The 26,193-nt window shown below is 58.0% G+C and carries 21 protein-coding genes; 6 read left to right on the top strand and 15 right to left on the bottom strand.

Features of this window, described 5'->3' with window-relative positions; translation table 11 throughout:
* Nucleotides 1-434: 434 nt before the first annotated feature.
* Both cysI and CDO73_RS02045 read right to left on the bottom strand, forming a co-directional pair.
* A complete protein-coding gene (gene cysI / locus CDO73_RS02050; protein WP_088486832.1) occupies nucleotides 435-2,168 on the bottom strand; it encodes an assimilatory sulfite reductase (NADPH) hemoprotein subunit in 1,734 nt (577 codons plus the stop codon).
* Nucleotides 2,169-2,240: 72 nt separating this feature from the next.
* Nucleotides 2,241-4,085: an assimilatory sulfite reductase (NADPH) flavoprotein subunit gene (locus CDO73_RS02045; RefSeq protein WP_088486831.1), complete on the bottom strand. Its 1,845-nt coding sequence runs from the start codon at nucleotides 4,083-4,085 to the stop codon at nucleotides 2,241-2,243.
* Between the two features lie 210 nt (nucleotides 4,086-4,295).
* Here CDO73_RS02045 and CDO73_RS02040 point away from each other — a divergent pair, with 210 nt between their 5' ends.
* Both CDO73_RS02040 and CDO73_RS02035 read left to right on the top strand, forming a co-directional pair.
* Nucleotides 4,296-4,673 (top strand): hypothetical protein, encoded by a 378-nt coding sequence (locus CDO73_RS02040; RefSeq protein WP_143536047.1) that lies wholly within the window; start codon nucleotides 4,296-4,298, stop codon nucleotides 4,671-4,673.
* Nucleotides 4,674-4,729: 56 nt separating this feature from the next.
* Nucleotides 4,730-6,370 (top strand): sensor domain-containing diguanylate cyclase, encoded by a 1,641-nt coding sequence (locus tag CDO73_RS02035; protein ID WP_088486829.1) that lies wholly within the window; start codon nucleotides 4,730-4,732, stop codon nucleotides 6,368-6,370.
* Nucleotides 6,371-6,487: 117 nt separating this feature from the next.
* Here the strand turns inward: CDO73_RS02035 and CDO73_RS02030 are convergent, their stop codons facing one another.
* The gene (locus CDO73_RS02030; RefSeq protein WP_088486828.1) at nucleotides 6,488-8,227 is read right to left on the bottom strand and encodes a glycoside hydrolase family 2 protein; all 1,740 of its coding nucleotides are present in this window, start codon (nucleotides 8,225-8,227) and stop codon (nucleotides 6,488-6,490) included.
* Between the two features lie 233 nt (nucleotides 8,228-8,460).
* On the opposite strand from CDO73_RS02030, the gene CDO73_RS02025 reads away from it, so the two are divergent.
* Nucleotides 8,461-9,282, top strand: coding sequence for a helix-turn-helix transcriptional regulator (locus tag CDO73_RS02025; protein WP_088486827.1), 822 nt, complete (start codon nucleotides 8,461-8,463; stop codon nucleotides 9,280-9,282).
* Nucleotides 9,283-9,353: 71 nt separating this feature from the next.
* On the opposite strand, the gene CDO73_RS02020 is transcribed toward CDO73_RS02025, so the two are convergent.
* The 7 genes from CDO73_RS02020 to CDO73_RS01990 all read right to left on the bottom strand — a co-directional run bounded on the left by CDO73_RS02020 (nucleotide 9,354) and on the right by CDO73_RS01990 (nucleotide 16,011).
* Entirely contained in the window at nucleotides 9,354-10,925 is a 1,572-nt protein-coding gene (locus tag CDO73_RS02020; RefSeq protein WP_088486826.1) for a DUF4362 domain-containing protein, read from the bottom strand.
* A gap of 173 nt (nucleotides 10,926-11,098) precedes the next feature.
* A complete protein-coding gene (locus CDO73_RS02015; protein ID WP_088486825.1) occupies nucleotides 11,099-11,506 on the bottom strand; it encodes a hypothetical protein in 408 nt (135 codons plus the stop codon).
* Nucleotides 11,507-11,670: 164 nt separating this feature from the next.
* Nucleotides 11,671-12,813 (bottom strand): 5-methyltetrahydropteroyltriglutamate--homocysteine S-methyltransferase, encoded by a 1,143-nt coding sequence (locus CDO73_RS02010; RefSeq protein ID WP_088486824.1) that lies wholly within the window; start codon nucleotides 12,811-12,813, stop codon nucleotides 11,671-11,673.
* 232 nt (nucleotides 12,814-13,045) lie between these two features.
* Nucleotides 13,046-14,185, bottom strand: coding sequence for a 5-methyltetrahydropteroyltriglutamate--homocysteine S-methyltransferase (locus CDO73_RS02005; RefSeq protein ID WP_088486823.1), 1,140 nt, complete (start codon nucleotides 14,183-14,185; stop codon nucleotides 13,046-13,048).
* 47 nt (nucleotides 14,186-14,232) lie between these two features.
* The gene (locus CDO73_RS02000) at nucleotides 14,233-15,165 is read right to left on the bottom strand and encodes a LysR family transcriptional regulator (RefSeq protein WP_088486822.1); all 933 of its coding nucleotides are present in this window, start codon (nucleotides 15,163-15,165) and stop codon (nucleotides 14,233-14,235) included.
* Between the two features lie 16 nt (nucleotides 15,166-15,181).
* Nucleotides 15,182-15,652: a DinB family protein gene (locus CDO73_RS01995; RefSeq protein ID WP_088486821.1), complete on the bottom strand. Its 471-nt coding sequence runs from the start codon at nucleotides 15,650-15,652 to the stop codon at nucleotides 15,182-15,184.
* Between the two features lie 47 nt (nucleotides 15,653-15,699).
* Nucleotides 15,700-16,011, bottom strand: coding sequence for a DUF3219 family protein (locus CDO73_RS01990; RefSeq protein ID WP_088486820.1), 312 nt, complete (start codon nucleotides 16,009-16,011; stop codon nucleotides 15,700-15,702).
* Between the two features lie 165 nt (nucleotides 16,012-16,176).
* Between CDO73_RS01990 and CDO73_RS01985 the strand changes: the two genes are divergently transcribed.
* On the top strand, nucleotides 16,177-16,752 hold the full coding sequence (locus CDO73_RS01985; RefSeq protein ID WP_179218476.1) for a GNAT family N-acetyltransferase: 576 nt from the start codon (nucleotides 16,177-16,179) through the stop codon (nucleotides 16,750-16,752).
* Here CDO73_RS01985 and CDO73_RS01980 read toward each other — a convergent pair.
* Nucleotides 16,676-17,590: a DMT family transporter gene (locus CDO73_RS01980; RefSeq protein WP_088486818.1), complete on the bottom strand. Its 915-nt coding sequence runs from the start codon at nucleotides 17,588-17,590 to the stop codon at nucleotides 16,676-16,678. The two genes, CDO73_RS01985 and CDO73_RS01980, sit on opposite strands and share 77 nt — an antisense overlap.
* A 246-nt stretch (nucleotides 17,591-17,836) precedes the next feature.
* Between CDO73_RS01980 and CDO73_RS01975 the strand changes: the two genes are divergently transcribed.
* A complete protein-coding gene (locus tag CDO73_RS01975) occupies nucleotides 17,837-18,535 on the top strand; it encodes a Na-translocating system protein MpsC family protein (RefSeq protein WP_088486817.1) in 699 nt (232 codons plus the stop codon).
* A gap of 178 nt (nucleotides 18,536-18,713) precedes the next feature.
* Here the strand turns inward: CDO73_RS01975 and CDO73_RS01970 are convergent, their stop codons facing one another.
* Complete coding sequence (locus CDO73_RS01970; RefSeq protein WP_088486816.1) at nucleotides 18,714-20,306, bottom strand: acetate--CoA ligase; 1,593 nt, start codon at nucleotides 20,304-20,306, stop codon at nucleotides 18,714-18,716.
* Between the two features lie 266 nt (nucleotides 20,307-20,572).
* Between CDO73_RS01970 and CDO73_RS01965 the strand changes: the two genes are divergently transcribed.
* The gene (locus CDO73_RS01965) at nucleotides 20,573-20,857 is read left to right on the top strand and encodes a hypothetical protein (RefSeq protein WP_088486815.1); all 285 of its coding nucleotides are present in this window, start codon (nucleotides 20,573-20,575) and stop codon (nucleotides 20,855-20,857) included.
* Between the two features lie 110 nt (nucleotides 20,858-20,967).
* Here CDO73_RS01965 and CDO73_RS01960 read toward each other — a convergent pair whose 3' ends face one another.
* Genes CDO73_RS01960 through CDO73_RS01950 form a run of 3 tightly spaced genes read right to left on the bottom strand, consistent with a single transcriptional unit; the run spans nucleotide 20,968 to nucleotide 26,171 of the window.
* Nucleotides 20,968-23,418 carry a glycoside hydrolase family 38 N-terminal domain-containing protein gene (locus CDO73_RS01960; protein ID WP_088486814.1) on the bottom strand — a complete coding sequence of 817 codons (2,451 nt, stop codon included), beginning with the start codon at nucleotides 23,416-23,418 and terminating at the stop codon, nucleotides 20,968-20,970.
* On the bottom strand, nucleotides 23,382-24,392 hold the full coding sequence (locus tag CDO73_RS01955; protein ID WP_088486813.1) for an ROK family protein: 1,011 nt from the start codon (nucleotides 24,390-24,392) through the stop codon (nucleotides 23,382-23,384). Before CDO73_RS01955 ends, CDO73_RS01960 begins: the two co-directional genes overlap by 37 nt.
* Before the next feature lie 27 nt (nucleotides 24,393-24,419).
* Entirely contained in the window at nucleotides 24,420-26,171 is a 1,752-nt protein-coding gene (locus CDO73_RS01950) for a class I mannose-6-phosphate isomerase (RefSeq protein ID WP_088486812.1), read from the bottom strand.
* Between the last annotated feature and the right edge of the window lie 22 nt (nucleotides 26,172-26,193).

Genomic DNA, 26,193 nt, shown 5'->3' with positions numbered 1-26,193 from the left:
CCGCGCCCATCATGTATATACAAGAACACTTTCGAACTCATTGTATTCCTGTATATACAGGAAGTCAACATGTGTAATATATAACCCTTCGGAAAAGCAAGCAAACATCAAATCGAAACTTTTTTGCAAGCGACCTCGGTCCTGCCCGTCGATTCTGCCTTTGCGGCCGCTTATTAAAAACCCTTTCGATTTTCCATTACCCTAAATTTAAAGCATGACACCGACAAAAAAGCCCGGGGTACAAAATCGGCGCCATCGTCGGCAAACCGCAAACTTGCCAACGCTCCCGGATCGGCAGACACGGCAAAAAGACGAAAAGCATACGGCCCGTAGGCTGCGCTTTTCGCCTTTTCGTTTGGGTTATTTCGGTTATGGTTCGTTTATGCTTTGCCGTTTGGCCGTCATGATCGGCTCGCGCTCGCGCGAAGAGAAGATCAGGCGTGGAATCGACGTCCGTCGTGCACGGCTTCCACATACGCCGCGCGCACCGCGAAGTCTCCGAAATGTTCGCCGTCCAACCGCTCTTTCGCGTAACGGTTAACGATCGGCTGCAGCGACGACAAGATCTCTTCTTCGCCGATGTTTTCTTTGTACAGCTTGTTGAGCCTCGAACCGTCGTGCGCGCCGCCCAGATACATATTGTATTTGCCCGGGCCTTTGCCGATAAAAGCGATCTCCGCGAGCATCGGGCGCGCGCAGCCGTTCGGGCAGCCGGTCATCCGGATCACGATCTCTTTGCCGCGCAGTCCCGCTTCTTCCAGCATCGGTTCGATCTTGTCGATCAACCCCGGCAGGTAACGCTCGGACTCGGCCATCGCCAGTCCGCAGGTCGGCAGCGCCACGCAGGCCATCGAACTTCGGCGCAGCGCCGAATAGTGCGCGCCGTCCGTCAGATTGTACTGCTTGATCAGCGCGTCGACCTTGCGTTTCTTCTGGCTGCTCACATTGCCGATGATCAAATTCTGATTGGCCGTCAGACGGAAATCGCCGTCATGCACCTTCGCGATCTCGCGCAGGCCGGTCATCAGCGGATAATCTTCGAAGTCCGCGATCCGTCCGTTCTGGATAAACAGCGTCAGATGCCATTTGCCGTTGCTGCCTTTGACCCAACCGTAGCGGTCGCCGTTGTGGTCGAAACCGAACTCGCGAGCCGGTTGAAGTTCCCAGCCCAGACGTTCGTGCAGCTCCGTCACGAGCCAATCCAAGCCGCGGTCGTCGATCGTGTATTTGAACCGGGCGTGCTTGCGCACGGCGCGGTCGCCGTAGTCGCGCTGGATGGTCACGATTTTCTCCGCCAGATCGATCGACTGCTCCGGCGTCACGAAGCCGATCAGCTTGCCGAGCTGCGGATAGGTCTTGTTGTCGCCGTGCGACATGCCCATTCCTCCGCCGACGGTGACGTTGAAGCCGGCGAGTCGGCCTTTCTCGTCCACGATGGCGATCAATCCCAAGTCCTGCGAGAACACGTCGACGTCGTTGGACGGCGGAACGGCGATGCCGATCTTGAACTTCCGCGGCAGATAGACCGGTCCGTAGATCGGCTCCTGCTCTTCGTTGTCGCGGCTGTCCACGATCTTCTCTTCGTCGAGCCAGATCTCGTGATACGCGCGGGTACGCGGATCGAGGTGCCGGCTGATCTTGTCCGCCCATGCGTAGACTTCGGTATGAATCTCCGACTGATAGGGGTTCGGATTGCACATCACGTTCCGGTTCACGTCGCCGCAGGCCGCGAGCGTACTCAGCAGCGCGTCGTTGACTTCCTTGATCGTGTTCTTGAGGTTCCATTTCAATACGCCGTGCAGTTGGAACGATTGACGGGTCGTGAGACGAATCGTCTCGTTGCCGTATTTATGGGAAATGCGGTCCATCATCAGCCATTGTTCGGGCGTCACCACGCCGCCGGAAGCGCGCACGCGCAGCATGAACTGGTAAGCCGGCTCCAGCTTCGATTTCGCGCGTTCGTTGCGCAGGTCGCGGTCGTCCTGCATATAGCTGCCGTGATGTTTCATCAAGCGGTTGTCGTCTTCCGGAATCGAGCCGGTAATCGGGTCCCGCAGCGTCTCCACGAGGCTGCCCCGCAGGTATTCGCTGCGCCGCTTGATGTCCTCCACGTCGCTGTGCGGACGATCGTGCGGCGGATATTTTTTCCATTCGGTCTGTTGCGTCATATCAAGCGTCTCCTTTCCCGTTCGGGCAGTCGGTCGTCTCTCCGGCATTTCCGGCGAGTATGCTGCGGCCTGTCAATATACGTCGCGCTGATAGCGCTTCTCCTGCTGCATGCGGAGCAAATATTCGGAAGCTTGCTCGGGACTGAGCCCGCCGCCCTGCGCGATGATCGTCTCGAGCGTCGCGTGCACGTCGTGCGCCATCTGTTTCTCGTCTCCGCAGACGTACACCGCGGCTCCCCCGTCGATCCATTCGTACAGTTCTTGGCTCTTCTCGAGCATCCGGTGCTGCACGTAGACTTTCTGATCCGTATCGCGGGAAAACGCGACGTCCATCTTCGTCAGCGCGCCGTCTTTGAGCCAACGCTGCCATTCGGTCTGATACAGGAAATCGGTAGAGAAATGCTGATCGCCGTAGAACAACCAGCTCTTGCCGTTCGCTCCCGTTTCTTCGCGTTCCGCGATGAACGAGCGGAACGGAGCCACGCCCGTGCCCGGTCCGATCATGATGATCGGCGTATCGGGATTCGCCGGAAGCTTGAAGTTCGGGTTATGCTGCACGAAGACCGGAAGATGTTCGCCCGGTTCCAGACGTTCGGCCATCTGCACCGAGCAGACGCCGTAACGATCCCGTCCGCGGTTCGCGTAACGCACCGCGCGCACCGTCAGATGCACTTCGTCCGGCGTCGCGTTCGGGCTGCTCGCGATCGAATACAGACGGGCCGGAATCTTGCGGAGAATGCCGGTCACTTCGGCGGCCGTCCGTCCTTGCAATCCGTAGTCGCGGATCAGATCGAGCAGATCGTGTTCGCCGACGTAAGCGCGAAGTTCGTCCGCCGATTCCGGCGCGACGAGCTTCGTCAGCGCTTCGCTGCCCGTAAGCTTGGCCGCCTGTTCCAGAAGGGGCTTGGTCAGCACGGTAATCTCGTAATAACGGTGCAGCGCTTCTCGGAGCGCCGCCGAAGCGTTCTTGCCGGTCGGCACGATCTCGTCCGGATTCCAGTTCATCTCGGCGATGATCTCGTCGACGAGACGCGGATGATTCTCCGGATAGACGCCGAGGCTGTCGCCCGGTTCGTAACGGAGACCCGAGCCTTCCAGCGACAATTCGAGATGCCGGGTCTCGCGGGCGGAACCGCGTCCGTTCAGGTTCAGGTTCTCCAGCACTTCCGCGCGGAAAGGGTTGCTGCGCGAATATTCCGAATCGGGATCGGCGCTGAGCGGAGCGGCGGCGTCCGCTGCGGAAGCCGCCGCAGCCGGTGCCGCGCTGAGCGCTTCGGCCACGGTCTTCATCCATTCGCCGGCCGATTCGTCGAAGTCCACGTCGCAGTCGACCCGATCGGCCAGACGCGAAGCGCCCAGTTCCGCAAGACGCGAATCGAAATCTTTGCCCGTCTGGCAGAAGAATTCGTAAGACGTATCGCCGAGCGCCAGCACGGAATATTGGAGCTGTTCGAGCTTCGGCGCTCTTTTGCTGTAGAGGAATTCGTGGAACGCGATTGCGTTATCCGGCGGGTCTCCTTCCCCGTGCGTGCTGACCACGATCAGCAGGTTCTCGATCTTCTTGAGGTTGGCCGGTTTGAAATCCGACATCGAGAGCACTTCGGTCTTGACCTGAAGTTCTTCGAGGCGCTTGGCCAGCTTCTTCGCCAGACCGCTGCCGTTGCCGGTCTGCGATCCGAACAGGACGGTCGCTTCTTTCGGCTTCGCCGGAGCGGCTTGCGCGAGCGGAGCGGCAGATTCCGGCGACGGCGCGGAGCCGGTCTGCGCGGCCGGAGCCTGCACGCCTGCGGCAGCCGACTGCGCGGCCAGATAGCCGCCCAACCAGACGCGTTGATGGCCGTTCAGCGTGGGAAGCAGGCGATTCAGCAGTTCCGATTGTTGTTCGTTAAATGGGCTGTTCGTTACGTTCAATTCCAAAATATCCACCTCGCACGGCATCATTTTCGCTTATTTTCGCGTTTTTTTCATTAAATCCCTAGTTATTCGATCAGAATTTAATTTGCTCTCTTGACCCTATCATACGACCTGATAAGGGTCAATTCTATTCATTTTATGATAGTCATCAGTTTTTCTGATAATTGGTTAACAAAATAGTCTTTCCTCTATGCGCACGCGCTCGGAAGCCAATTGGTCAACCGAATGACGTTCGGCGATATGCCGGAAGGTCCCGACGGACCGCTGCCGGAAGAAGCGAAATCTCGTATCGCGCATGCGCTGGTCGTCTCGGGTTCGCGGCAGTTGATGCTGTCGGACACGTTCCCGGGCATGCCTTATCAGGTCGATCGCCGCAGCTTCGCTTTCGTTCCGGAAGCCGGGCTGCGGCTTTTTCGGCTTATTTTTGAGCGTTTTTGGACGTTTTTGATTCATTTCGAAGCATTATCGCGCATAAAGCTCTCTATAGAGTCGAAAAAACCAATATTTACTATAAAATTCGATTTTTTTGTCACTTTATCTCGTTATTTCTCGCTTTTGCTCTTCATCCGAACCTTACATCTTACGATATAAAGGAAGAAGAGATTAAGCAGGAAACCCGTCACCTCGGGTACGGAGGTTTATTCAGAATGATTAAAATCAGGACTTTTCTCGCGCTGATCTTCGTGGCATTTGTCATTTTGTTGAGCGCGACGCTCGGCTCGCTGATGAGCGAACGTTCCGCCGAAGCGATCGAAGAAGAAATCGGACTCTCGTTGGCCGGAACGGCCTACCAGATGTCGGACAAGCTGGACAACTTCATGTGGTCCCGTTCGAGCGAGATCAAACTGCTCACGCAGCTTCAACCTTTGCAGGAAGCGAATGACCCGCGGGCCATTCAGAACCTGCTCGATCAGCTGCAATCGAATTTCCCTTCTTTTTCATGGATCGGCTTTATGGACGTGCACGGCAAAGTGATCGCGGGAACCGGCGGAATTCTGGTCGGCAAGAATATCTCGGAACGGCCGGTATTCGCCGAAGGCATCAAAGGTTCGTTCATCGGCGACGTGCACGAAGCGGTGCTGCTCGCCAAACTGCTGCCGAATCCGACCGGAGAACCGCTTCAATTCGTGGACACGAGTTACGCGGTCCGCAACGCGGAGGGAGAAATCGTAGGCGTGCTGGCGGCGCATCTGAGCTGGGAATGGGCCAAAGAAGTCGAACGCACGCTGCTGCAGCCGCAGATCGACCACAACAAAGGGTTCGAACTGTTCATCGTCAGCAAGGCGGACAACGCCGTGCTGCTCGGACCGGACGGTTGGGCAGGCCGCGAACTGACGCTCGGCAGCTTAACGCGCGCGCAGGCCGGAAGCAACTCCTGGGCGCTCGAGACCTGGCCCGACGGCAAAAAGTATCTGACGGGCTACGCTTACGGCGACGGTTATCTGGATTATCCGGGTCTCGGCTGGACCGTGCTCGTCCGGCAGCCGGAAGCGATCGCGTTCGCTCCCGTCAACGATATCAAGCAGGATCTGATCTGGGCCGGAGCCGTCGCGTCCGTTCTGTTCGCGGGAATCGGGCTGATTACCGCGGAGTTCATCTCGCGCCCGATCCGGCGCTTGACCCGCGCGGCGGACCGCATCCGTCAAGGCGGAGCGACCGAGATTCCGGAGACTCGCGGTTTCAAAGACCTTCGCAGCCTGTCGCTATCGCTGCGCAGTCTGCTCGATTCCCTGATGCGCACCGAACACGCGCTGGGCAGCATGCGCACCGCCGCGTTCCGCGACCAACTGACCCGGCTTCCGAACCGTCTCGCGCTGGAGCGCTATCTGGAAGAAACGATCGAGACTTTCGATTCGCAGACCGAAGCGCTGAGCTTCCTGTATCTGGATCTGGACGGATTCAAGAAAGTCAACGACACGCTGGGCCATCAGATCGGCGACATTCTGCTCCAGAAAGCGGCCAAGCGGCTTCAGGCGACCGATCGGCCGGGCGGCATCACCGTCCGTCTGGGCGGCGACGAATTCCTGCTGATCGCGCGGAATCCGATCGACCGGTCTTACGAAGAAGCGCAGCGATTGTCGGCAGAAGTGCTGAAGCTGATCAACAATCCGTTTATCGTGGACATGAATCAACTGAGCATCGGATGCAGCATCGGGGTGGCCTTTTATACCGGCGAGCATCGCAACGTCACCGAAGTCATTCAGGCCGCGGACGAATGCTTGTACCTGTCCAAAAAAGCCGGCAAGAACCGGGTCACGTTCCAAAACGACGATCTCTTCGCAAGCTGAACGGAAATCCGGCCTTGCCGGTCGTAAACATCCATCGAAAAAGCAGCGGCAAAAAACCGCGCGGCGTCCGATACTCTCGGCGCCGCGCGGTTTTTCGTGCCGTGCGAAAAGGATTCCCTAACCGGTAACGTCCGTTCGGGCCGGAACCGGAATTCCGTCCGCCGGTCTTTTCGATTGCTGCGAACGGAAATGCTTTTTCACCGTCTCGTAAGCCAGCTTGGGCCTGCGATAGACGTCTACCAATCCTTTGACGTTATGCGTGCCGCCCCGGCTCATCAACCAACCGGTCGATTCCGACACGCGGCAATCGCAGAACTGCCAGATCAAGACGCCGGTCAGCGGAGCTTCTTCCGCCAGATACGCGCGCAGATTCTCGTCAAGAATATCGCTTTGGCGTTCTTCCGAACCTTTGACCCGGTTGGCGCTGCGGAATCCATAGTACCCGTCGGCTCCGAATTCGCTGAGAATCATCGGTTTGCCCGCGCCGCCGAGCCGGTCCGCCCACCCTCTCGCTTCTCGCATCAGCTCCCCCGGATCTTCGTCCGTGTACCAACCCGGATAGATATTAAAAGAAACGATGTCCGGCAGATCGAGGCAGATGTCGCGTTCCCGATTATGGGAAGCGAACGTTCGCGGTCTTGTCGGGTCGAGCTTGCGAATCAGCGCCAGCTCGGAAGCATAAATCTCCCGTCCGTAGACGGTATCGCTGGCGCATTCGTTCAAGATCGCCCAGATCACGATGGACGCGTGGTTGCCGTGCTGTTCCACCATCTCGCGCGTGACTTGTTCGCTCTGCCAAGCGAAGTTCGGACTCCGCATCTGTTCTTCCGACAACCCGCGCGCGTGGTTTTCTTCCCAGACCATCAAGCCGAATTCGTCGCATAGATCCAAGAAACGTTCGTCGTTGGGATAATGGCTCGTTCGCACGGTATTGCAGCCCAGATCGGCAATGAGCTGAATATCGCGCATCAGATCGGGAAAAGAAAACGCTGCGCCCGCCAGCGCATGGTCTTCGTGCCGATTGACGCCTCGAAGCATGATTTCCTGTTCGTTCACGCGCAGTTTCCCGTCTTCCGTGTCGATCCGCCGGAAACCGATACGGTCGATCCAGTCGTCGCAGCGCTCTTTTTCATTCGATAGTTCGGCGCGCAGCGTATACAAGACCGGCCGGCCGGGATTCCATGCTTCGGCTTCGCGATAAAGCTCGGTTCGTTCCAACGTCACGCTTGAATTCGCTTCGATCGTTATCGTTTCGCGAAACGAAGACAGACCGTCCAGGCCCAGCAGCAGACTCGTCTCGCATGTCTCGTTTCCCAGATTGCGCACCGTCGCCTGCCAACGCCCTTGCCAGACGCCGTCTTCGCATTCCGGAAAAAAAGCGACCCGCTCGATATAGACGTCCCCGATCTCTTCCAGCACGATCGGACGGATCGGCCCGCCGTACGTGTAATAATCGTTCGCGATATGCAGCGCGGAATGTTCGCCGAACGAGTTGTCCGCGTACAGCCGGATCTCGTGCTCGCCCGGTTCGACGCCGCGAATCACCGCATCGAACGAGGTATACGCGTTATGATGATGCGCGGCATGCACGCCGTCGATATAGACGTCCGCCGTATGGCTGACGCCTTTGAATTCCAATCTCAGATTGGTGCGGCGGCTCGTTTGAATCTTTTTCAGATATAAGCCTACGCCTTGATACGTGCCCAGCTCGGGATGATTCTCCCAGCAGCCCGGCACGGGCAGGCGGTAGTTCATGGCTTCCGGAATCTCGCCCTGCCGGCTCACCGGTTGGAACTCCCACAATCCTTCCAACTCTCTCGTCGGCCTTACTTCATGCGTGTCGAACAATCGGATCATCTTTTTTCCTCCATGCGCATTTTGATTTTCGTGAGCAAGCCTTATTTTCGATCTCGTACCCTCGCAAGCTCTACTTTAGAGGACTATGCGCACTCTAACCATGCAGGTTCCTGCTCGTTTCATGTCAAAAATGATTCGCCGGAATCGAGACGTCCAATCGCTTTGCGCGAACGTTTGGAATATACTGTCCGTAAGACCGAGGGTACGCACATGAAAAACGGAGGAATTCTGATATGCTGCTGCAAGATCTCGCGGTTAAGATTCGTTGGGCCGCTTACAAGAACGTGCCGGAAGACTGGACCGATATTCGCCATCAGAAAAACGTGCACAGCTTCTATTGGATTCGTTCGGGAAAAGGGTGTTTTCGATCGGCAAAAGGCGATTACGAAGCGGAAAGCGGGCAGTTGTTTTATCTGGAACCGGGGCTGAACATGCATATGGCCGCGCGGGGCGGGAGCGAACTTCGCATGATCATGATTCTGTTCGATTGCACGCGGCTGTCGGGCGAGATCGGCCGTTGGCTGCATCCGTCTCCGGTCGAGCGGCTCGACCTGCCGGATCGTTCGGCGTTCGAAGGCGAACATGCCGCGCTGCTGGACACGGGATTGAGCCGGATCGTCGAATCGTGGACGCCGGGTACGCCGGTTCGGGAAACGGAAGCTCATGCCGCTCTGCTGGGACTGGTCGCGCGGCTGCATGCCGATCTGACGCCCGAACAGGACCTTGCGAAAACGCGGTTCGAACAAGGCGTGGAATTGATCGGGCAGCGTTTTGCCGAACCGTTCACGGCCGAGCAGTTAGCCGCCGAACTGCATGTGTCGGTCTCGCATCTGCGGAAGCTGTTTCTGCGCTACGCGGGCGAAACGCCCAAACGATTTCTGTCCCGGCTTCGGCTTCGCCATGCGGAACGCTATCTGCTGCATACGGATTGGTCTTTGCACGAGATCGCCCGCGCCTGCGGATACAGCGACGAATTCCATTTCAGCCGCATGTTCAAAAAGGAGCGAGGGTTGCCTCCGTCGACGTTCCGAAAACAGCACGGAAAAGACGAATAAGCGGCCGGGAACGAGAAGTTCGCCGGCCGCTTGTCGCGTTTATTTTTGGATTTCCAAGGCACGGTTCGGTTTTACGGATGGGCCGGCTCGGTCGGGAAACGCAGCGTGAACAGATCGTTCCGTCCGCCTTGCGCGCTCGAACATCCGTCCAGCAAAACCTTCGTTCCGGGTACTTCCTCCATCGGCACTTCGACGATTTTTTTGCAGGTATCGAACTGCCGATCCGCCGTGCCGAAAGCGTCGTGCGTATTGTCGTACTGGAAACGAATCACGCTGCCGTCGTAGTTCAGATCGTAGAAGATCGGATCGCCTTCGATCGTATAAGCCACGATCTGCGCATAAGCCTTTTTGCCGCTGTCTACCGCGCTGCGAAAATCCGTCCACCGATCCTCATTGATCTGCTCTCCGCTCGGACGGATCACGATATCCCCGTTTTCCCCGGCTTGCTCGGCATCGTAAGGAAGCTTCATGATATGCGCCCAGAGACGGCCTGCCGCCTGCGATGTCAGACGAAGATAACGGCCGCTCGGATCGTTTACGTCGTGCAGCATCCCCGCTTTTCCTTGTCCGTTCAACCAGAGGTGCGCGGATACGGAGTTTCCGTCGATCGGGAAACTGACTTCGTAATCGGGAACTTCCGTATCCAGATCGGCGTTAATCGGGGTTGCCGTCGAATATGCTTCTCGGAAGTCTCGCAGACTCTCGTCATTGGTTAACCGTCCGTAGAAAGGGCGATCCGGCTCTATTTCGCGGGATAATCCTCGCCAGATCGTGATCGCTTCTTCCGATACGGCTTCCGCCGATGTCGATGGGGCCGGGACCGCCGGAGCTGACGAGGTTGTCTTCAAATCCGCTTGTTCGACCACGAAACCGAAGCGTTCTCCCCCCGAGCCGTCGCAGCCTTCCAGCGTATAAGTCGTCCGCGATTCGGCCGGATTGTTCGCTGTCGGTTCGCCGGCCAGACGTCGGCAGGTATCCTGCTTCTTGTCCGGCGTGCCGAACCCGTCCAGCGAATTGTCATAAGCATAATGAATGCGGCTTCCGTCGTAATCGAGATTGTGGAAGATCGGATCGCCTTCGTCGGTAAACTTCGTCACTTGGACCGAAGCCGGCTGCTGCCGCTCGACCTGCTCCAGAAAAGCGGTCCATTTCTCGATATGGGTCAGGCCCGACGGCCCGCTCGACACGTCGCCGAACCGCTTCGCCTGCTTCGAACCGTATGGAATCCGGGCGATTCGCCGACGCAGATCTTCGTTGGCTTCAGCGGTCGTCCGGTAGCTCGCGCTTGTATCGGACATGTCCATAATCAGGCCCGGCTTGCCGGGAGGCGCGATCCAGAGATTCCATTCATCCGTCCGATCGCCCTGCTTGAGCCGCACTTCGTAATCGGGCGCTACCATTGCTTCTTCGTTATTGATTTTATCGGCTTTCTGATAAGCTTCCCGAAAAGCGTTCCAGTCTTCCGCGGACTTCAATACGCCCAGCGGCCGGGCTTCGCCCGCGAGAATATATCGGTCGACCGTTATGCTGACCTCCTGACCTTCGGCCGCGGGTGCAGGCCCCGCTTCCGGCTTCTGCGAACAGGCCGCAAGCCCGAACAACAGCAGCAGGCCGCTTAGCATGATGGTAAGGCGTGTTTTCATATAAAAAGCCCCCTTTTCTACTAGACGCGCAGAAGGGAGCTAGGGTTGCCTGTTTATATAATAAGATATTGGTTCGACATAGACGGATAAGCAGGATCATACTCTACAACAACAACTTTTTGGCGATCGTCTTAATCGTCATATAAAAAGACGCAGGCGTTCTCGCCGCCTGTTCATCTAAAAAACTTCCCGGCTTTCCGATACAGCACGATCTGCCAACGCGGCGTCGATTGAATCATCTCGTGCATGGTCTCCACGTCGACCGTACGGCCTGCCGCGTTGCGCACGATCAGGGCGCGGCCGCGGTATTCGACGCTGTAATCGAACCAAGCCGCGATAAGCGGCACGATCTCGTCGCGGTACGGGCGCATGGTCAGCAGTTGCAGAAAAGTATGGTAGCTCAGCGAGTAACCGGAATCCTGCGCGCGGCGCACGTATTTCGGTTTGACCGCCGTGTCGCATTCGGGACATCTATGCTGCATGCCGAGCCGGTAGTTGGGCGTTTCGAACCGGAACGCGCACTCGGGGCAGCCGACCAGCGCCAGATCGCGCCGGGCATTATCGGGGACATGAACATTCATAGGAATCTCTTCGCTCCTTTTTCTCGTACAGCTGCGTATGCCGCTGGGTATGGGATGAGTCCCGTTGACGGGACAAAGTATGATCGGTTATGGTTCCCTATTGTACGCTCATTTCGCGCACAAAAAAAGTCCCGGTCCGAAAACCGGGACTTCCTAAAACGGATTCAGCCCCAGACTTCGTCCGCGACTTCCTTGACGAAACGAAGTTTCGCCCACTGCTGTTCTTCGGTCAAGATATTGCCTTCCTCCGTCGAAGCGAATCCGCATTGCGGACTCACGCACAATTGGTTGATGTCCACGTACCGAGCGGCTTCCTCGATCCGTTTCAAGATCTGCGCTTTGTCTTCCAGTTCGCCGAACTTGGAACTGAACAGTCCCAGCACGACCTGCTGGTTCTTGACGTAACGAAGCGGCTCGAAACCGCCGGCACGGTCGCTGTCGTATTCGAGATAGAACGCCGATACGTTCGATCCGCCGAACAAGATCTCCGCGATCGGATCGTATCCGCCGCCTTCGCCGGCATACGTGGATTTGAAGTTGCCTCGGCAGACGTGAGTCGTCACGACCAAGTCGGCAGGCAGATTCTCGATCGCCAGATTGTTCACGAGCAGGAATCCTTTTGCCATCTCGTCGATGTTGCCGCCCGCTTCTTCTTGCATCGCCCGGAACTGACGATCGCTCAGCGCGCCCCACGTGCAATCGTCCAATTGGATATTGCGACAGCCCGCTTCGTAGAAAGCCAAGATCGCGTCGCGGTAAGCCGTCGCCACGTCGGCGTACAAGTCTTGGACGTTCGGATAGAATTCGTGCACGGTCTTGATATTGTCGCCGCGGAACAGTTCGAACAGCAGTTGGGCCGGAGCCGGAATGGTCTGACGCGCCACGACGTCGTCGCCGGCGACGCTCTTCAAGAACTTGAAGTCTTCGACCATCGGATGATCGGCTCCTTCGCCGACCTTCCCGGTCAGGAGCGCCGTTTCGGCGCGCGATTCGACGCCGTGGAACAGATAGCCGCTGTCGGAAGACTTTTTGCCGACGCCGCCGAGTCCCCAGAAGAAGTCGAGATGCCACCAAGAGCGGCGGAATTCGCCGTCGGTTACGCCTTGCAGGCCGACTTCTTTTTGTTTGGCGACCAGCTTGGTAATCTCTTCGTCTTCGACCTTGCGAAGCTGCGCGGCGTCGATCTCTCCGGCCGCGAATCGAGCGCGGGCCTCCTTGATCGCCTGCGGACGCAAGAAACTGCCTACGATATCGTGACGGAACGGAACCGTGTCTCTTTGAATCGCTTGCTCGAAGATCGTGCTCATGAATAAGCCCTCCTTAGGGAAATGCGGAATAGAATCGCGAGTTCGATGTCTAAGCAAGCGTTATGCCTGCTCGCTGGGTCCGACTGATTAACAGCTACTCTACCACGTTTCGATCAGGGCGGACTAACGCCAAAAAGCTATACCCCGTTATCGCGAATGCGTATAACGGGGTATAGCAGTCGGAATTATTCGCAGGGCGAGGTCGAAGCACAAGCCGAATAGCGGCCCCGGCTTACAACGATCCCGCCGCTTCCGGCCACACTTCGGCCGCCGTCTCGGCGACCAGCCGGATCTTGTCCCACTGTTCGTCTTCGGTCAGCAGATTGCCTTCTTCGGTCGAAGCGAATCCGCACTGCGTGCTGAGACACAGACGGTCGAGATTCACGAAAGCCGCGGCTTCCGCGATGCGCGACTTCAGCACTTCTTTGCTCTCGAGTCCGCCGTGTTTGGTCGTGACCAGACCCAAGACGACGAATTGATCGCGGACGAAGCGCAGCGGTTCGAAGCCTCCGGCCCGTTCGTTGTCGTATTCCAAGAAAAAGGCATCGACTTCGCAGCCGCCGAACAGCGCTTCCGCCACCGGCTCGTAGCCGCCCGAAGCGAACCACGTCGAATGGAAGTTGCCCCGACAGACGTGCAAAGCGATCGTCATGTCGGCCGGACGTTCGGCGATCGACTCGTTGATCAGGCGAACGTAATCGGCCGCGAGCCGATCGGGGTCCGTGCCTTGACTGCGAAGCTGCGTGCGATGCAGCAGACTGCACAACGTGCCCCAAGACGTATCGTCGAGCTGCAAATAGCGGCAGCCCGCGTCGTAGAACGCGCGGATCGCGTCGCGGTAGACGCGGATAATGTCCGCGTACAGTTCTTCGTCGCTGCCGTAAGCTTCGCCGCCGTTATAACGCTGCACGAAATGGAACAGCGACGGCGACGGAATGGTCATCTTCGGCAGCAGGCCGTTTTGCTTCGCGATCGGCACGAACGCTTTGAAATGTTCCAGCAGCGGATGATCGCCGAACGAGATCTTCTCTTTCACGCGAAACGTCTCCGCCCGCTGCTTCGCGTCCGTGCGGCCCGCGGCGGCGTTCAGGTCGATACGTTCCGTGCCTTGGACGCCGAAGAAAAAGTCGAGGTGCCACCACGAACGGCGGAATTCGCCGTCCGTAGCCACCTGCAAGCCGATCTCGCGCTGACGCTCCGCCAGCTTGACGATCTCGGCCGTCTCGAGTTCGTATAACCCTTCGTCGGTCAATCGCCCTTCCCGATGAAGCTTCCGGGCTTCGAGCAGTTCAGGCGGACGCAGGAAGCTGCCCACGATATCGCAGCGAAAAGGCGGATGGATTCTGGTGGTGCCGAGCACTGGACTATGCATACGTTCCTCCCGAAATGTTGAATGAAAATGGACGCGAACCGCTGCCGTCAGAACAGGAATTGGTTCGCCGCAAAATACCTTCTGGCTACCAGATCGTTAAGCAGGTCGATGTACGAAGCCGCGATCGCGCTGGGACGCCGGTCTTTGTGCGCGATCCAGCCGATCGTGAACAATTCGCGCGTATCGACAGGCACCGATTTCAATACCGTTCCGCTCAGTTCCGAAGCCAGGATTCCCGTTCCTACCGTATAGCCGCTGCTGCTGGCCAGCAGACTGGAGAGCGTCGCCCGGTCATTGACTTTGATCCCGCGCGCGGCTTCCGGCAGAGGCAGCATCTCTTCCGCGAAATGCAGCGAACTGTTCTCGCCTTGATCGAACGTGATATACGGATAAGGTTCGAGTTCCTCCGGCGCGACGATCTCCCGGCGCGCCAGCGGATGCGAAGCGCCCACGAAGACGTGCGGCTGCGTATTGAACAGAGGCGTGAATTTCAAGCTGCCGTCGCTGAACAGCTTGTTCATGACTCTGGAATTGCGGTCGCACAGATACAGAATGCCCAGATCGCTGCGAAGCGTCCGGACGTCTTCGATAATGTCGTAGGTCTGCGTTTCGCGCAGCGAAAAATTGTATTCGTCGCCCACGCCGCCTTCGAGCAGCGCGGCGAACGCTTCCGAAGCGAACGCGTAATGCTGCGTGGATACGGCAAAATGCATGGCGCTCCGGCGCTTGTTCTTATAACGCCCTTCCAGCAGTTCCGCCTGTTCGACGATCTGCCGGGCATGCGCCATGAATTCCACGCCGTCGGCCGACAGCGTAATGCCGCGATTCGTCCGGTCGAAGATCGTGATGCCGAGTTCCTGCTCCAAATCTTTGATCGCATTGGATAAGCTCGGCTGCGAGATGAACAGACGCTTCGCCGCCTCGTTGATGGAGCCGCAGCCCGCCACCTCGATCGCATACCTGAGCTGCTGTAAAGTCAATTCCCGTCCCCCGCTTTCAGCTCACGCCGTATTTCTTGTCCCACGAACCTTGCTGCTTGCGAATCAACACGATTTGCCCGATATGGTAAGCATTATGGATCGTCAGATGGGTCAAGTCGCCCGTCCATTTATTCATCCGGTCGTCGTCCGCCTGTTCGACCGCCTCGATCCATCTTTCCAGCGTACGGTCGTACGCGCCCACCGCTTCGCTCCACGAACCTTCTTCGCCTTCCTGAGGTTCGAAAGTATCGTCGTTGCTGTCGACTTTCGGACGGGCGATCTGAAGTTCGAGAAACCGGTTAAGATAGCGTTCGTTGTAAAAATTGAGATGGCGAACGATCTCGTGCACGCTGTTCATCTCTTCGTTGCTTTTCCAGTCGGCTTGTTTCTGCGTCAATCCTTTGACCGCGGAAGCCATCGACGTGAACCAACCGTTCTCGTTGCGGCAGGTTCGAAGCTGCTCCAGCAAAATGTCGCGATTGTTCATAGTTTCCCTCCGAAAAATTCGAATTGAAAAGCTTAGACTCGGAGCGGTCAGGCGCGTTCGATCAATTCCAGATGATAATCGCCGACCGCCCCTTTTTCGTACAGATTGTCCAAGGACGTCGAGTAATTATGAATGCCTGTCCGAAGTTCCGCTTGAAGAGCGGGAACGCGCAGGCGAAACTCTCCTTTATAGAGGAGCGTCGTTACGTCATGATAGTCTTCATGCGTCACCTTGAAATCGAAGGCGAACGCCCGCCGCTCCGAGCCGTCTTGCTCCGTCACCGCGAACTCGCGCAGTCCGGTCGCTTCGAAGCGCCTTTCGTCGAGCCAAATCTCGACATGGGCCGCATCGGTATTCATGGCCTCGCCTCCTTCGCTCGATTATGTAGAACCGCCTCGCCGCCCCGTTCTCGAACCGATCGGGACGTTCGGGGGTAAAGCAACTTTACTATAATGGATTTGCGCCCGGGATTCCATAGCTTTAGACTTGAAACCAAGAACGATCGCCGAAAAGGAGACTGCCCCATGAGCTTGAGAGCGGAAGCCGTAACCCGAAACTCCCCGTTCTTTCCGCAGGTCAAAACGTTGTACGAAGAAGCTTTCCCGGCAAACGAAAGGGCCCCGCTGTCGATCCTTTTCAGGAAAGCGCGGAAGCCCCATGTCGATTTCGTCTTGTATCGCGAGCAGGACGCCATGATCGGCTTTACGTATCTGGCGCGCCGCGACGATCTGGTTTTTCTGATGTATCTGGCCGTCGATCCCCGTTACCGTTCGCAAGGCTACGGCAGCAGGCTGCTGGAACAGGTTCGGCTCGCCCATCCCGGCTGCCGCATCATGCTCAATATCGAGAACGTCGAACCGGACAAGCCCGGCGCGGAAGATCGGGCCCGAAGACGCCGGTTCTATCTTCGCAACGGTTATGAAGGCTCCGGCTTTCTGGTCAAAGAGTTCGGCGTTCTGTACGAAGCGCTCGTATACGGCGGAGCGGTCGAACAAGCGGAATTTCTGCGGCTGTACGGCCGGTTTATGGGATTTCCGCTGTCGGTGCTGGCGCGCCCGAAGTTTTACCCTTCGACGCCACCCCGCTCGACTGACGCATAAGGAACAGGAACATGCCCGTCAACACGAGCAGTCCGCCCGCGATCTGAATGCCGGTCATATGCTCGCCGAGCAGCCACACCGCCAGCAGCGAAGCGCCGACCGGTTCGCCCAGAATGCTGACCGAGATGGTCGTGGCGTTCACGTAATTCAGCAGCCAGTTGTTGATGATATGCGCCAGCGTCGGAACGATCGCGAGCAGCGCGAACACGCCCCATTCCCGCGCGGGATAAGCGAACAATTCCTGCGCCGTCGCGACATTGTAGATCGTCAAGAACACGGCGGCGGACAAGAACACGCTGAAGCTGTAGATCCAATGCGACAATTTGCGAACCACGCTCTGCCCGATGAACAGATAGCCGACGACCGCGATCACGCACAAGAACGACAGCAGATCGCCGCGAACGGCCTGAGCGCTTAATCCGAAGTCTCCCCAACCGATCAGCGCGACGCCGAACATGGCGATGACCATCATGAAGACCGAAGCTTTAGTGGTGCGCTCTTTGAAAAAGAGGAATCCGCCCAGCAGCGAGACGAGCGGCTGAAGCGCCAGAATGATCGTCGAACTGGCTACGGTGGTCAACTTCAGCGATTCGAACCACAACGCGAAATGCATGGCCAGAAAAAGGCCCGAGAAGACCAACATGCGAGCTTCGCGTCTGCCGATCTTGCGGAATTCCGCGCGTTTGGTCCAGACGATCGGCAGCATGAGCACGCAGGCGAACCACATGCGGTACATGCTCAGCACCGTCGACGGCGCATCGGACCATTTGACGAAGATCGCCGAGAAAGATACCGCCACGATCGAGATCGCCAGCGGAATTGCGATAGATTTTTTCATGATTCCTCCAACTTTTCTAGTACGTTGTTCGAGATATAATCATATCAGCGTCCGAATCAAAAAGGTACACGAATCTCTTTGTAAAATATCGAAATATCGTCAATTCATGCTGCTTCGCCGAAAAACAAGCGCCGAATCCGCCGGCGGGCCCGCCCGAATCCGGCGCTGCGTCAAAAAGCCAGGGAAAGGTTAAGTGCTTGTCAGGTCGGCTAAACGTTTCTTATCCCAGCCATTCGGGGGTGCAGCATGTTGAAGAACGACGCGGCGAAGCCGCAAATCGAACAATTGGTTCATGAGATGTTCGAACTCAATTTCGGTCAGCCTCCCCGCAAGATCGACGTGAATCTGGACGAACGATCGTTGGTGATTTATCTCGAAGACTTCGTGGGAAGCGAAATTCAAGATCTCGTCGATTCGAAAGATCCCGACGCGCTGCGTTCCGTACGGGAATTGGTGGTAGAGCACCTGCTGCCCGAACTGAAGCGGCAGATCGGAGAGCGAACCGGACACAGCGTCGACTCCTTCTACTACGACTGGTCCGACCGCAACCTGTCCGGCGTGCTGATCGGCATGTTCGGCGAAGCCGCGTACCGGAACTCGAGCGACGACTACGAAGGCAAATTGGAACTGCACCGGGAAATCGGAGGCATCACCTACGAAATCGAAAAGATGCCCGACGCCATCTATTCGTATTGGGCGTCGCCTAACGTGTTGGTGATGATCCGCGAAGGCATCTTGATCAAAATCGAAAAAGCGTTCATCGATCAGGGCGCTTCCGGCGTGCTCCGCAAAGTCAAACGGACTCTGGAAAAGCAGGTACTGATTCGCGAAGGCAAAATCGGAGAAACGCTGGACCGAAGGCTCAAAGGCTTGTATCTGGATTGGGCGTTCGGCGAAGACAAAAGTTTTCTGGTCTGCGTATTCGAAGACGCCGAGACGAAATAAGGAAACGAAAAAGGCACAACCGAACGCGCGAGCAAAAGCGGCATACGCAGCGTCAAAAAGAGAACTTCCGCAGAGCGGGAGTTCTCTTTTCGATATGCGGCCGGCCGGTTTCGACCGTTCATTCGCGGCAAGCAGGCCTCGAAATCGGCTCCCTTAGCTTGCCGTTACGCAAAAAGGCTTAGTTCCCGGACTTCCGCTTTTCTTGTTCGCGCAGCTCGATCCGGCGGATCTTGCCGGAAGCGGTCTTCGGCAGATCGCTCACGAATTCGATCTTGCGCGGATATTTGTACGGAGCGGTCCATTCTTTGACATGGGTCTGAAGTTCTTTGACCAGTTCCGGCGTGCCTTCCGCGCCTTCGCGCAGCACGACGAACGCTTTGACCACGCTGCCGCGGATCTCGTCGGGACTCGCGACGGCGGCGCATTCTTTGACCGCCGGATGGCGCGTCAGCGCTTCTTCGACTTCGAAAGGCCCGATCGTGTAGCCCGAGCTGATAATGATGTCGTCGCCGCGTCCTTCGAACCAGAAGTAGCCGTCTTCGTCGAGGCTTGCCCGGTCGCCGGTGATAAAGTATTCGCCGCGCATCGATTGGCCTTTGCGCTCCGGATCTTTGAAGTATTCGCGGAACAGCGCCGGAAGCTCGACGTGCACGGCGATATTGCCGACTTCGCCCGGAGCGACCGGTTGACCTTCGTCGTCGACGACCAGCGCCAATCCTTCGGCCATCGATTTGCCCATCGCGCCGAGGCGGATCTCGGAACCCAGCAGATTGCCGATCAAGAGCGTGCTCTCGGTCTGCCCGTAACCGTCGCGAATCGTCAGGTCATGATGTTTGCGGAATTCGTTGATGACTTCCTGATTCAGCGGTTCGCCCGCCGATACGGCGCTTCGCAGACCGCTCAGATCGTATTCGTCCAACCCGTGCGATTTCGCCATGAGGCGGTATTCCGTCGGAGTGCAGCACAATACGCCGATCTTGTAGTCTTGAAGCAGATGCAAATAACGTTTCGGTTCGAACGATCCGCTGTAGAAGAATCCGGTCGCCCCGCTGCCGAGCACAGACAAGAACGGACTCCAGATCCATTTCTGCCAGCCCGGAGCCGCCGTCGCCCAGACCGTGTCGCTCTCTTCGATGCCCAGCCACGACGAAGTGATGCGAAGATGCGCGTATCCCCAGCCGTGCGTATGCACCACGCCTTTCGGATTGCCGGTGGTACCCGAGGTGTACGCGAGAATCGCCATATCGTCGCGGAACGTCTCTACCGTCTCGAACGAGTCCGCTTGGCCCTCCATCAGCGCGTTCAAGTTCGTCCAACCTTCGGCCGCCGAGAAATCGCCGACTTCGGTCGCCACGATGCGATGCTTCAGCGCCGGCAGTTCTTCTTCGATCCGGTCGACTTCGGCCGTTACCGACGGCCAAGAGATCACCGCGCGCGCTTCCGAATGGCGCAGGCGGTACGAGAGATCTTTGGCCCGGAGCATTTCCGAAGACGGGATAATGACCAGACCGAGCTTCAGGCAGGCCAGATAGATCACGTACGCGATAATCCGGCGCGGAACCGTCACGAGGACGGCGTCGCCTTTTTGCAGTCCGGACTTCGCGAGTCCTCCGGCCAGGCGATTCGCCTGCTTCAGCAGGTCGCCGTAAGTGATCTCCGCCCGTTCGTCCGATTCGCCCAGCCATTTGAGCGCGATCTTGTCCGGCGCATGGCGCTCCATTTCTTCCGTCATGTTATAGCGTTCGGGAGCTACCCATTCGCTGTATTTCATCCGATCCTTCTCCTTTTATGAAAACCATAGTCGTGAAACGAACACTGATAAGCGGTTTGCCCGCTCTTAGGAGTGAATGTTTTTTATTATAGCACGTATTAGGACCAGGTGTTAACCCGACTCGCACGCCTTTATGAACACTAACCCGCAAAATTTAAAATAAAAACGTTTGCAATTTCTTCTCGCTTCGTGATTTTATTCACAACATTATATTTCAAATCTGTTTTAATAGAGATGTAAACCAATTCCAAACGGAGGCGAGCATCATGAGTTTTGACGGCGCGGTAATCAAGCGGCAGGGCGGGGATTTTGCGGTAGTGGCGGTAAAGCTGCATGTACTGGGTTACAGCGGGACTTGCGAAGAGACGGCGGCGAAATACGCATCCTTTTTCCCGGATCTGCCGATCGTTCTGATGTCCCAAGATGCCGACGGCACGCCGAAATATTGCGGCGATTCCGATTGCGTGGCTTATCTCGCGGAACTCGGCGCGGCATCGATTCCTTGGCAGACATACGCTTCGGTTCCTCAAGAGGAACTCGCGCTCCGGTAATCGCCGGAGTGCTTTTTTTATGCTCGAGATCAGTAAATCAACTAACCCGAACAGCCGAACGCCGGCCCGGAAGGCGCGTTCGGCTGCTGCTTGATCGGTACGGCTTCCGCTCAGACGCTGCGAAACGCCACCGTTCCCGTATTGATGCTCCGATTGGCTTGCAGCGCATGCTGGGCGTCCGCGAATTCGGCTTCCCATTGCAGCGTGTAACGAAACTCGTAGAATCCGCCGAGCGTCGCCTTGAAGTTCGTTTCCCAGTAATTCGTCAGCACCCAAGCATACAGCGAAACCCGATCTTCTTCCGACTGTTGGCCGTGCACTTTGCGTTCGCCGAACGCCAGCGGGCCGGTCTGGACCAGCGGCGTGTCCGGCGTGGCGAGCGCCAGCCCTCCGTCTTCGCCGACCAGAGCCAACCCTTCCTGAATGCAGTAGAAGTCGGTCAGCGTGCCCCGAATCTGATCGATGCCCGGCCGGACCGCCGCGCCCGCTTTGTCCAGCCAGAGCTGTCCGTTTTGCGCGCCGGCGAAAGGCAGGGACACGTACACGTTCTCCGGTTCCCACACGCTGTTTTTGTGCATGCGCACGGACGCGTCGACGCGGGGCTGTCCGGCGTAGACTTTGAGGAACAGCGAATAATGGCTCATGCCTTCCGTTTCGTACGTCAGTTCCACGGTCGCGTACAGAGGTCCGTTCGCGATCTCCCGCACTCCGGCGAGTTTGCCCGCCGAGCGTTTGACGTTCATCCCTTTGCGGTTGCGCCCCATGATTCGCCGAACCGTCATCTGATCGCCGCTCACGCTTGCGGTCGCTTCGTAGACGGGCGTAAACGCGCCGTGTTCCTGCTCGGGATCGATCAGCTCGCGGGACGTCCGCTTGTCGATCCAAGACACGATGCCTTCTTCCGGACGCCAAGCGATCCGCACGTACGCGGATTCGATGCCGTGCTCCGTGACGCGGATCCCGCTGCCTTTTTCGTCGTCGAACGCGATCAGATCGCGGATGTCGCGAATCCGGTCGGCCCCGACCAACCGCGTGCTGCTTGTCGTGCTTCCCGCAGGTTTGGAAGAAGCAGGACGGACGGAATACCGCTTTTCTTCTCCGGCTTCCAGACGCGCCATGATCGCGATCTGATACCCCCGGCTGACTTTCTCCTGCTGATGCATGACGACTGCGCCCGTTTTTTCGTCGACCACTTCCAAGCCGTGCCTGAAGTAATCCGCTTCCCACTGCTCTTCCAGATAGAAAAAGGCCAGATCTTCCGACGGATAATCGAAGGAATTGACGACGGTGTAAACGAAAGCCCGACCGGGACGCAGCAGCGCGTCTCCGCGAGCGCGAAGCACCCGATCGAGCGATCGGTAAGCCAGACGGCTCGCGCCGGCGGCATACGCTTCTTTGCGGACCGCGAGTTCCTGAACCAACGGATGCCACGGTTCGGAGATCGACGAATGGTAGCCCCACGTATGTTCGGCGTACATCAAGAGCTGCTGCTCCGCTTCGCGGATCTCGTCCGGATCGACGGCTTCCCGCTTCGGATCGAGCCGCTTGACGAGAGACAGCGTGCGCTGCGCGCCGCGGAAAATCTGCGTATGCATGGCCGTGGACGCGACCCCGTCCGACCACCAATCCGGCCAATCGCCTTTATAGACTTCGATCGGCGTCTCCTGCTGCCTGAGCATGTCGAAGTACCGGTTCAGCGTCGTCATCTCGATCTCGACCCGGTTTCCGTGCTTGGCGTTCCATTCGCGGATAAAGCTCATGATGCGCCCGTTCGGTGCCGCGTTGTCCCGCAGCAGCCCCATCACGTTGACCAGCGCGAAGTCGTACGGATAATCTTCCCGGTCGAGCTGCTGCAGATAGCGCTCGATCCGCGTTTCCGCGACCGCCCAATGTTCTTCGGCCACGCCCCAGATCGGAATCTCGTCTTGGACCGAGTAGGACAGCGTGCCGTCGGGATTGAGTCCGAGGTCGTTGCCCATCATATAATGCTCGCCGCTCCATACCAGCAGACGCCTGCCGTCGGGCGTTTCCCAATAAAAAGGAAACTGCTTGCGCCCGATCGCGTACATCCCGTGATGCGTATGGATGCTGCTGAGCAGATTCTCGACGCCGGCATCCGCCAGCGCTTGCGCGTATCCCCAACTGTAACCGTTGATGTCCGCCGTGATCGCCGATCTGACCTTCAGACCGAGCGGTTCGGCGAATCGTCCGGCTCTGGCGACCATCTCCTGCATCAGCTCGAAGCCGACCAATTCCGTCATGTTCAAATACGTGCCCGACAGCTCGATATCTCCCCGCCGCAGCGCGCCGACGAAACGTTCCTTTTCCGCCTCCGAAGCTTCGGCGAGAAACTGCTCGACCGCCCAGAACGTCTCGCACGTCCACTTGAAGCCTTCCCACTCCGGCCGGCTTCCGTAGCGGGCCGCTTCGCAAATATCGACCGCCTGCCGAATAAAATCGATCTGGTACTGTTCGATTTTCTCCTGCCTTTCGGTGTAACCGATATCCGTATGGGAATGATGGATCACATAGATTTTCCATTTGTTTCTTCCGGTTTGCATGATGAAGTCCCTCCGTTCGCTAGGTTATGCGACAAGGCTAGGTTTTGCGTTTCCGTCACCAGATCGTAGACGCCTCGCAGCGTGCCGGACAGCGTGTCCGCGCTCACGCGAATATCCGCTTCGAGGCCGGCAGTCCGCGTTTCCTGCCGAAAAGCCGGTAGAAATAAAGAGGCGCTCTTAGAGATTTGACCGCCGAACACGATTACCTCGGGATCGAAGCGGATCAAAGGCGGTCCCAGAATCCGCGCGGCCCGCCTTCCGAAGCGTTCGAACGCCCGCAGCGCCCGGCGGTCGCCGGCTTTCGCCAGTTCGGCGAGATCGCGCGCGTCGAGACCGGCATCGTTCAATCCGAAGCGGCCGGCCAGCTTCAGCAAGCCTCTGCGCGATACGCAGTCGTCCGCGGCGCCTTTCCGGCAGGGCAGGGCGTACAGCCACCCTTCGGCAGGCACGTCGCCGCGATGCTTAATCAGGCGTCCGTGTTCGAGGAAGCAGGACCCCAGTCCCGTTCCGACCGTCAAGCAGACAGCGCGGCGAGCGCCAGCCGCCGCTCCGCTTTCCGCCGACTCTCCGAGTCCGAACAGCGCGGCGTCGTTCTCGAATACGATCCGAAAATGCGGCGCGAGCCTAGAACGCGTCCGTCCGTTCGCCCGCAGTTCTTGTTCGAGCAGCGTCCCGACGGGGCGGCCGTACAAATGCTCGAACTTGCCGAGTCCCCGAATGCGGCTGACGCCTGCGGCGTAATCGAACGGCCCGGGAAACGCCAAGCCGAGGCCGTCCGCGACGGCATCCGGTCCCAATCTCTCCAGCACGTCCGCGAATACGGAAGCGAAGCGCGCGATCAGCGCTTCCGCGTCCAGATCCGCCCGCGATTCGTAATAGCCGATCGTAGACTTCGCTACCTCTCCGCCGACGACCGCGGCCGCTTTGATCTGCGTGCCTCCGACGTCGAACGCTACGATTACCGAATTCCGCATGCGCGGCACCTCCCTGTTTCTTGATCGTTACGCGCGGACATAAGCTTTGATCGTGCCGATCTCGCGGCCTTCGCTGGGTCCGCTCGGCCGGATCGTGTATGACCGAACGGAAGCCGGAACGATAAACGTCTCGGCGTAGCGGACCACGAACGGCTCGAAAGTCTCGTCCGGACTTTCCACGGTCGCTTCTTCGCCTTCGACCAAATTTAGCATGTGAACGCTTCCATTCTGTTCATGCGTGACCGATTCCGAGAACCAATGGCGGCGGGTCTCGATAAATTCCAGTTCGTGCAGTCCGGTGCGTTCTTCGGTCCAACCGGGACCTTCCGCGACCTGTTCGATGGCGTTCACGCATTCAGCCCGCACCCATTCTTCGGTCCGGTCCCAGCGGATCACCCGCGATCCGTGTTCCAGATGCACCGGCCGCGGCCGGCCGTCCAGTCCCAGACGGTCCCAATCCCACAGCTTGAACGTGAAGATGTAAGGAGTCGCGCTGATCTCCAGCACCATGCAGCCGGCCGACGAACAATGGACCGTGCCGGCGGGAATCAGGAAATGATCGTGCTTTTTCGCCGGATGGGCATAAACGTGCTTGTCCGCGGGAAACGTACAGCCGCCTTCCTGCGCTTTTTCCAGATCGGCCAGCATGTCTTCGGGCACGACGTTTTCGCGTAAGCCGAGATATACCTGCGCGCCGGGAGCGGCTTCCAGCACGTAATAACTTTCGTCCTGCGTATACGCCATGCCGAACCGTTCGCGGATATAGTCCGTCGTCGGATGCACTTGGAGACTCAAAGGTTGGCCGCCGATCGTATCCAGAAAGTCGAACCGGATCGGAAATTCGGCACCGAATCTGGCATAGACTTTTTCGCCCAACAGCTCGATCGGCCGAAAGAAGACCAGATTGATCGCCGGCAGTTCCAGACGAACGCTGCCGTAACGAAAATAGAGGCTGTTTTCTTCCGGCACTCCGTCGAATCCCCAAGCGTAAGGATGTTCCCGTTTCGGCAGGCCGATCCGCTGTTCCAGCCAAGTTCCGCCCCATACGCCGGGATCGAAATACGGCACGAGCCGGAACGGCCGCCGGGACGCCTGCGCCAGTCCGTCCAGCAGCGCCGCCCCCGTGACCATACGGGGAGAATCGCGGACTGTCGTGTCCAGATAATAATCGCTGCCGACCAATACCCGCTTCTTCAACCGGTCGGCCATTCGCCATTCGAAAAAGTAGCCTCGCTTATACAGCTTCAACAGATCCGTTTCCCGCTTCGCCGAACGCCAGCTTCCGATTTCCCCGGCGCGATACCGCTGCTGGATCTCCCAACGCGTCAGATCCGCATAGATCCGCAGATCGCCGGCCGCGATCAGCGAAGCGCCGAAGCCGACGACCAGAACGACTCCTTCGCGGATGCTTTCGATCGTTTCGCGCAGCTTCGCGATTCGGCCCGGATCATAGAACTCTTCGATCTCGAAAGGCGACATATACCCGAATACCCGATCCTCCGTCAGATCACGTTCGACTTTCCGGTCCGCGTCTTCGGGAGCGATCGCGGCTTCTTCCGCCTCCGCGATCAGCACGGGCCTCAGCGCGCTTCGCAGACCGGCCGTGATTTCGTTCTGCCGCACGCCCGGATAACTTTCCAGTACGACGACGGTTTTGTTTCTGCCGAGCCGCTCGACGGCCGCAGCCAGTTCCCGGCCGATCGCCGCATAACCGCTCCATGCTTCGTTTTCGCGTCCCCGAATCGCGATAAAAGGTTCTTTATCGTAGCCTGACGGCATCTTATCCTTCAGCTCCTTTTTA

This window comes from Saccharibacillus sp. O23, from assembly GCF_002205895.1.
Classification (GTDB): domain Bacteria; phylum Bacillota; class Bacilli; order Paenibacillales; family Paenibacillaceae; genus Saccharibacillus.
Note: the sequence above shows the minus strand (reverse complement) of the source record. Positions and strands in the feature narration are given on the sequence as shown.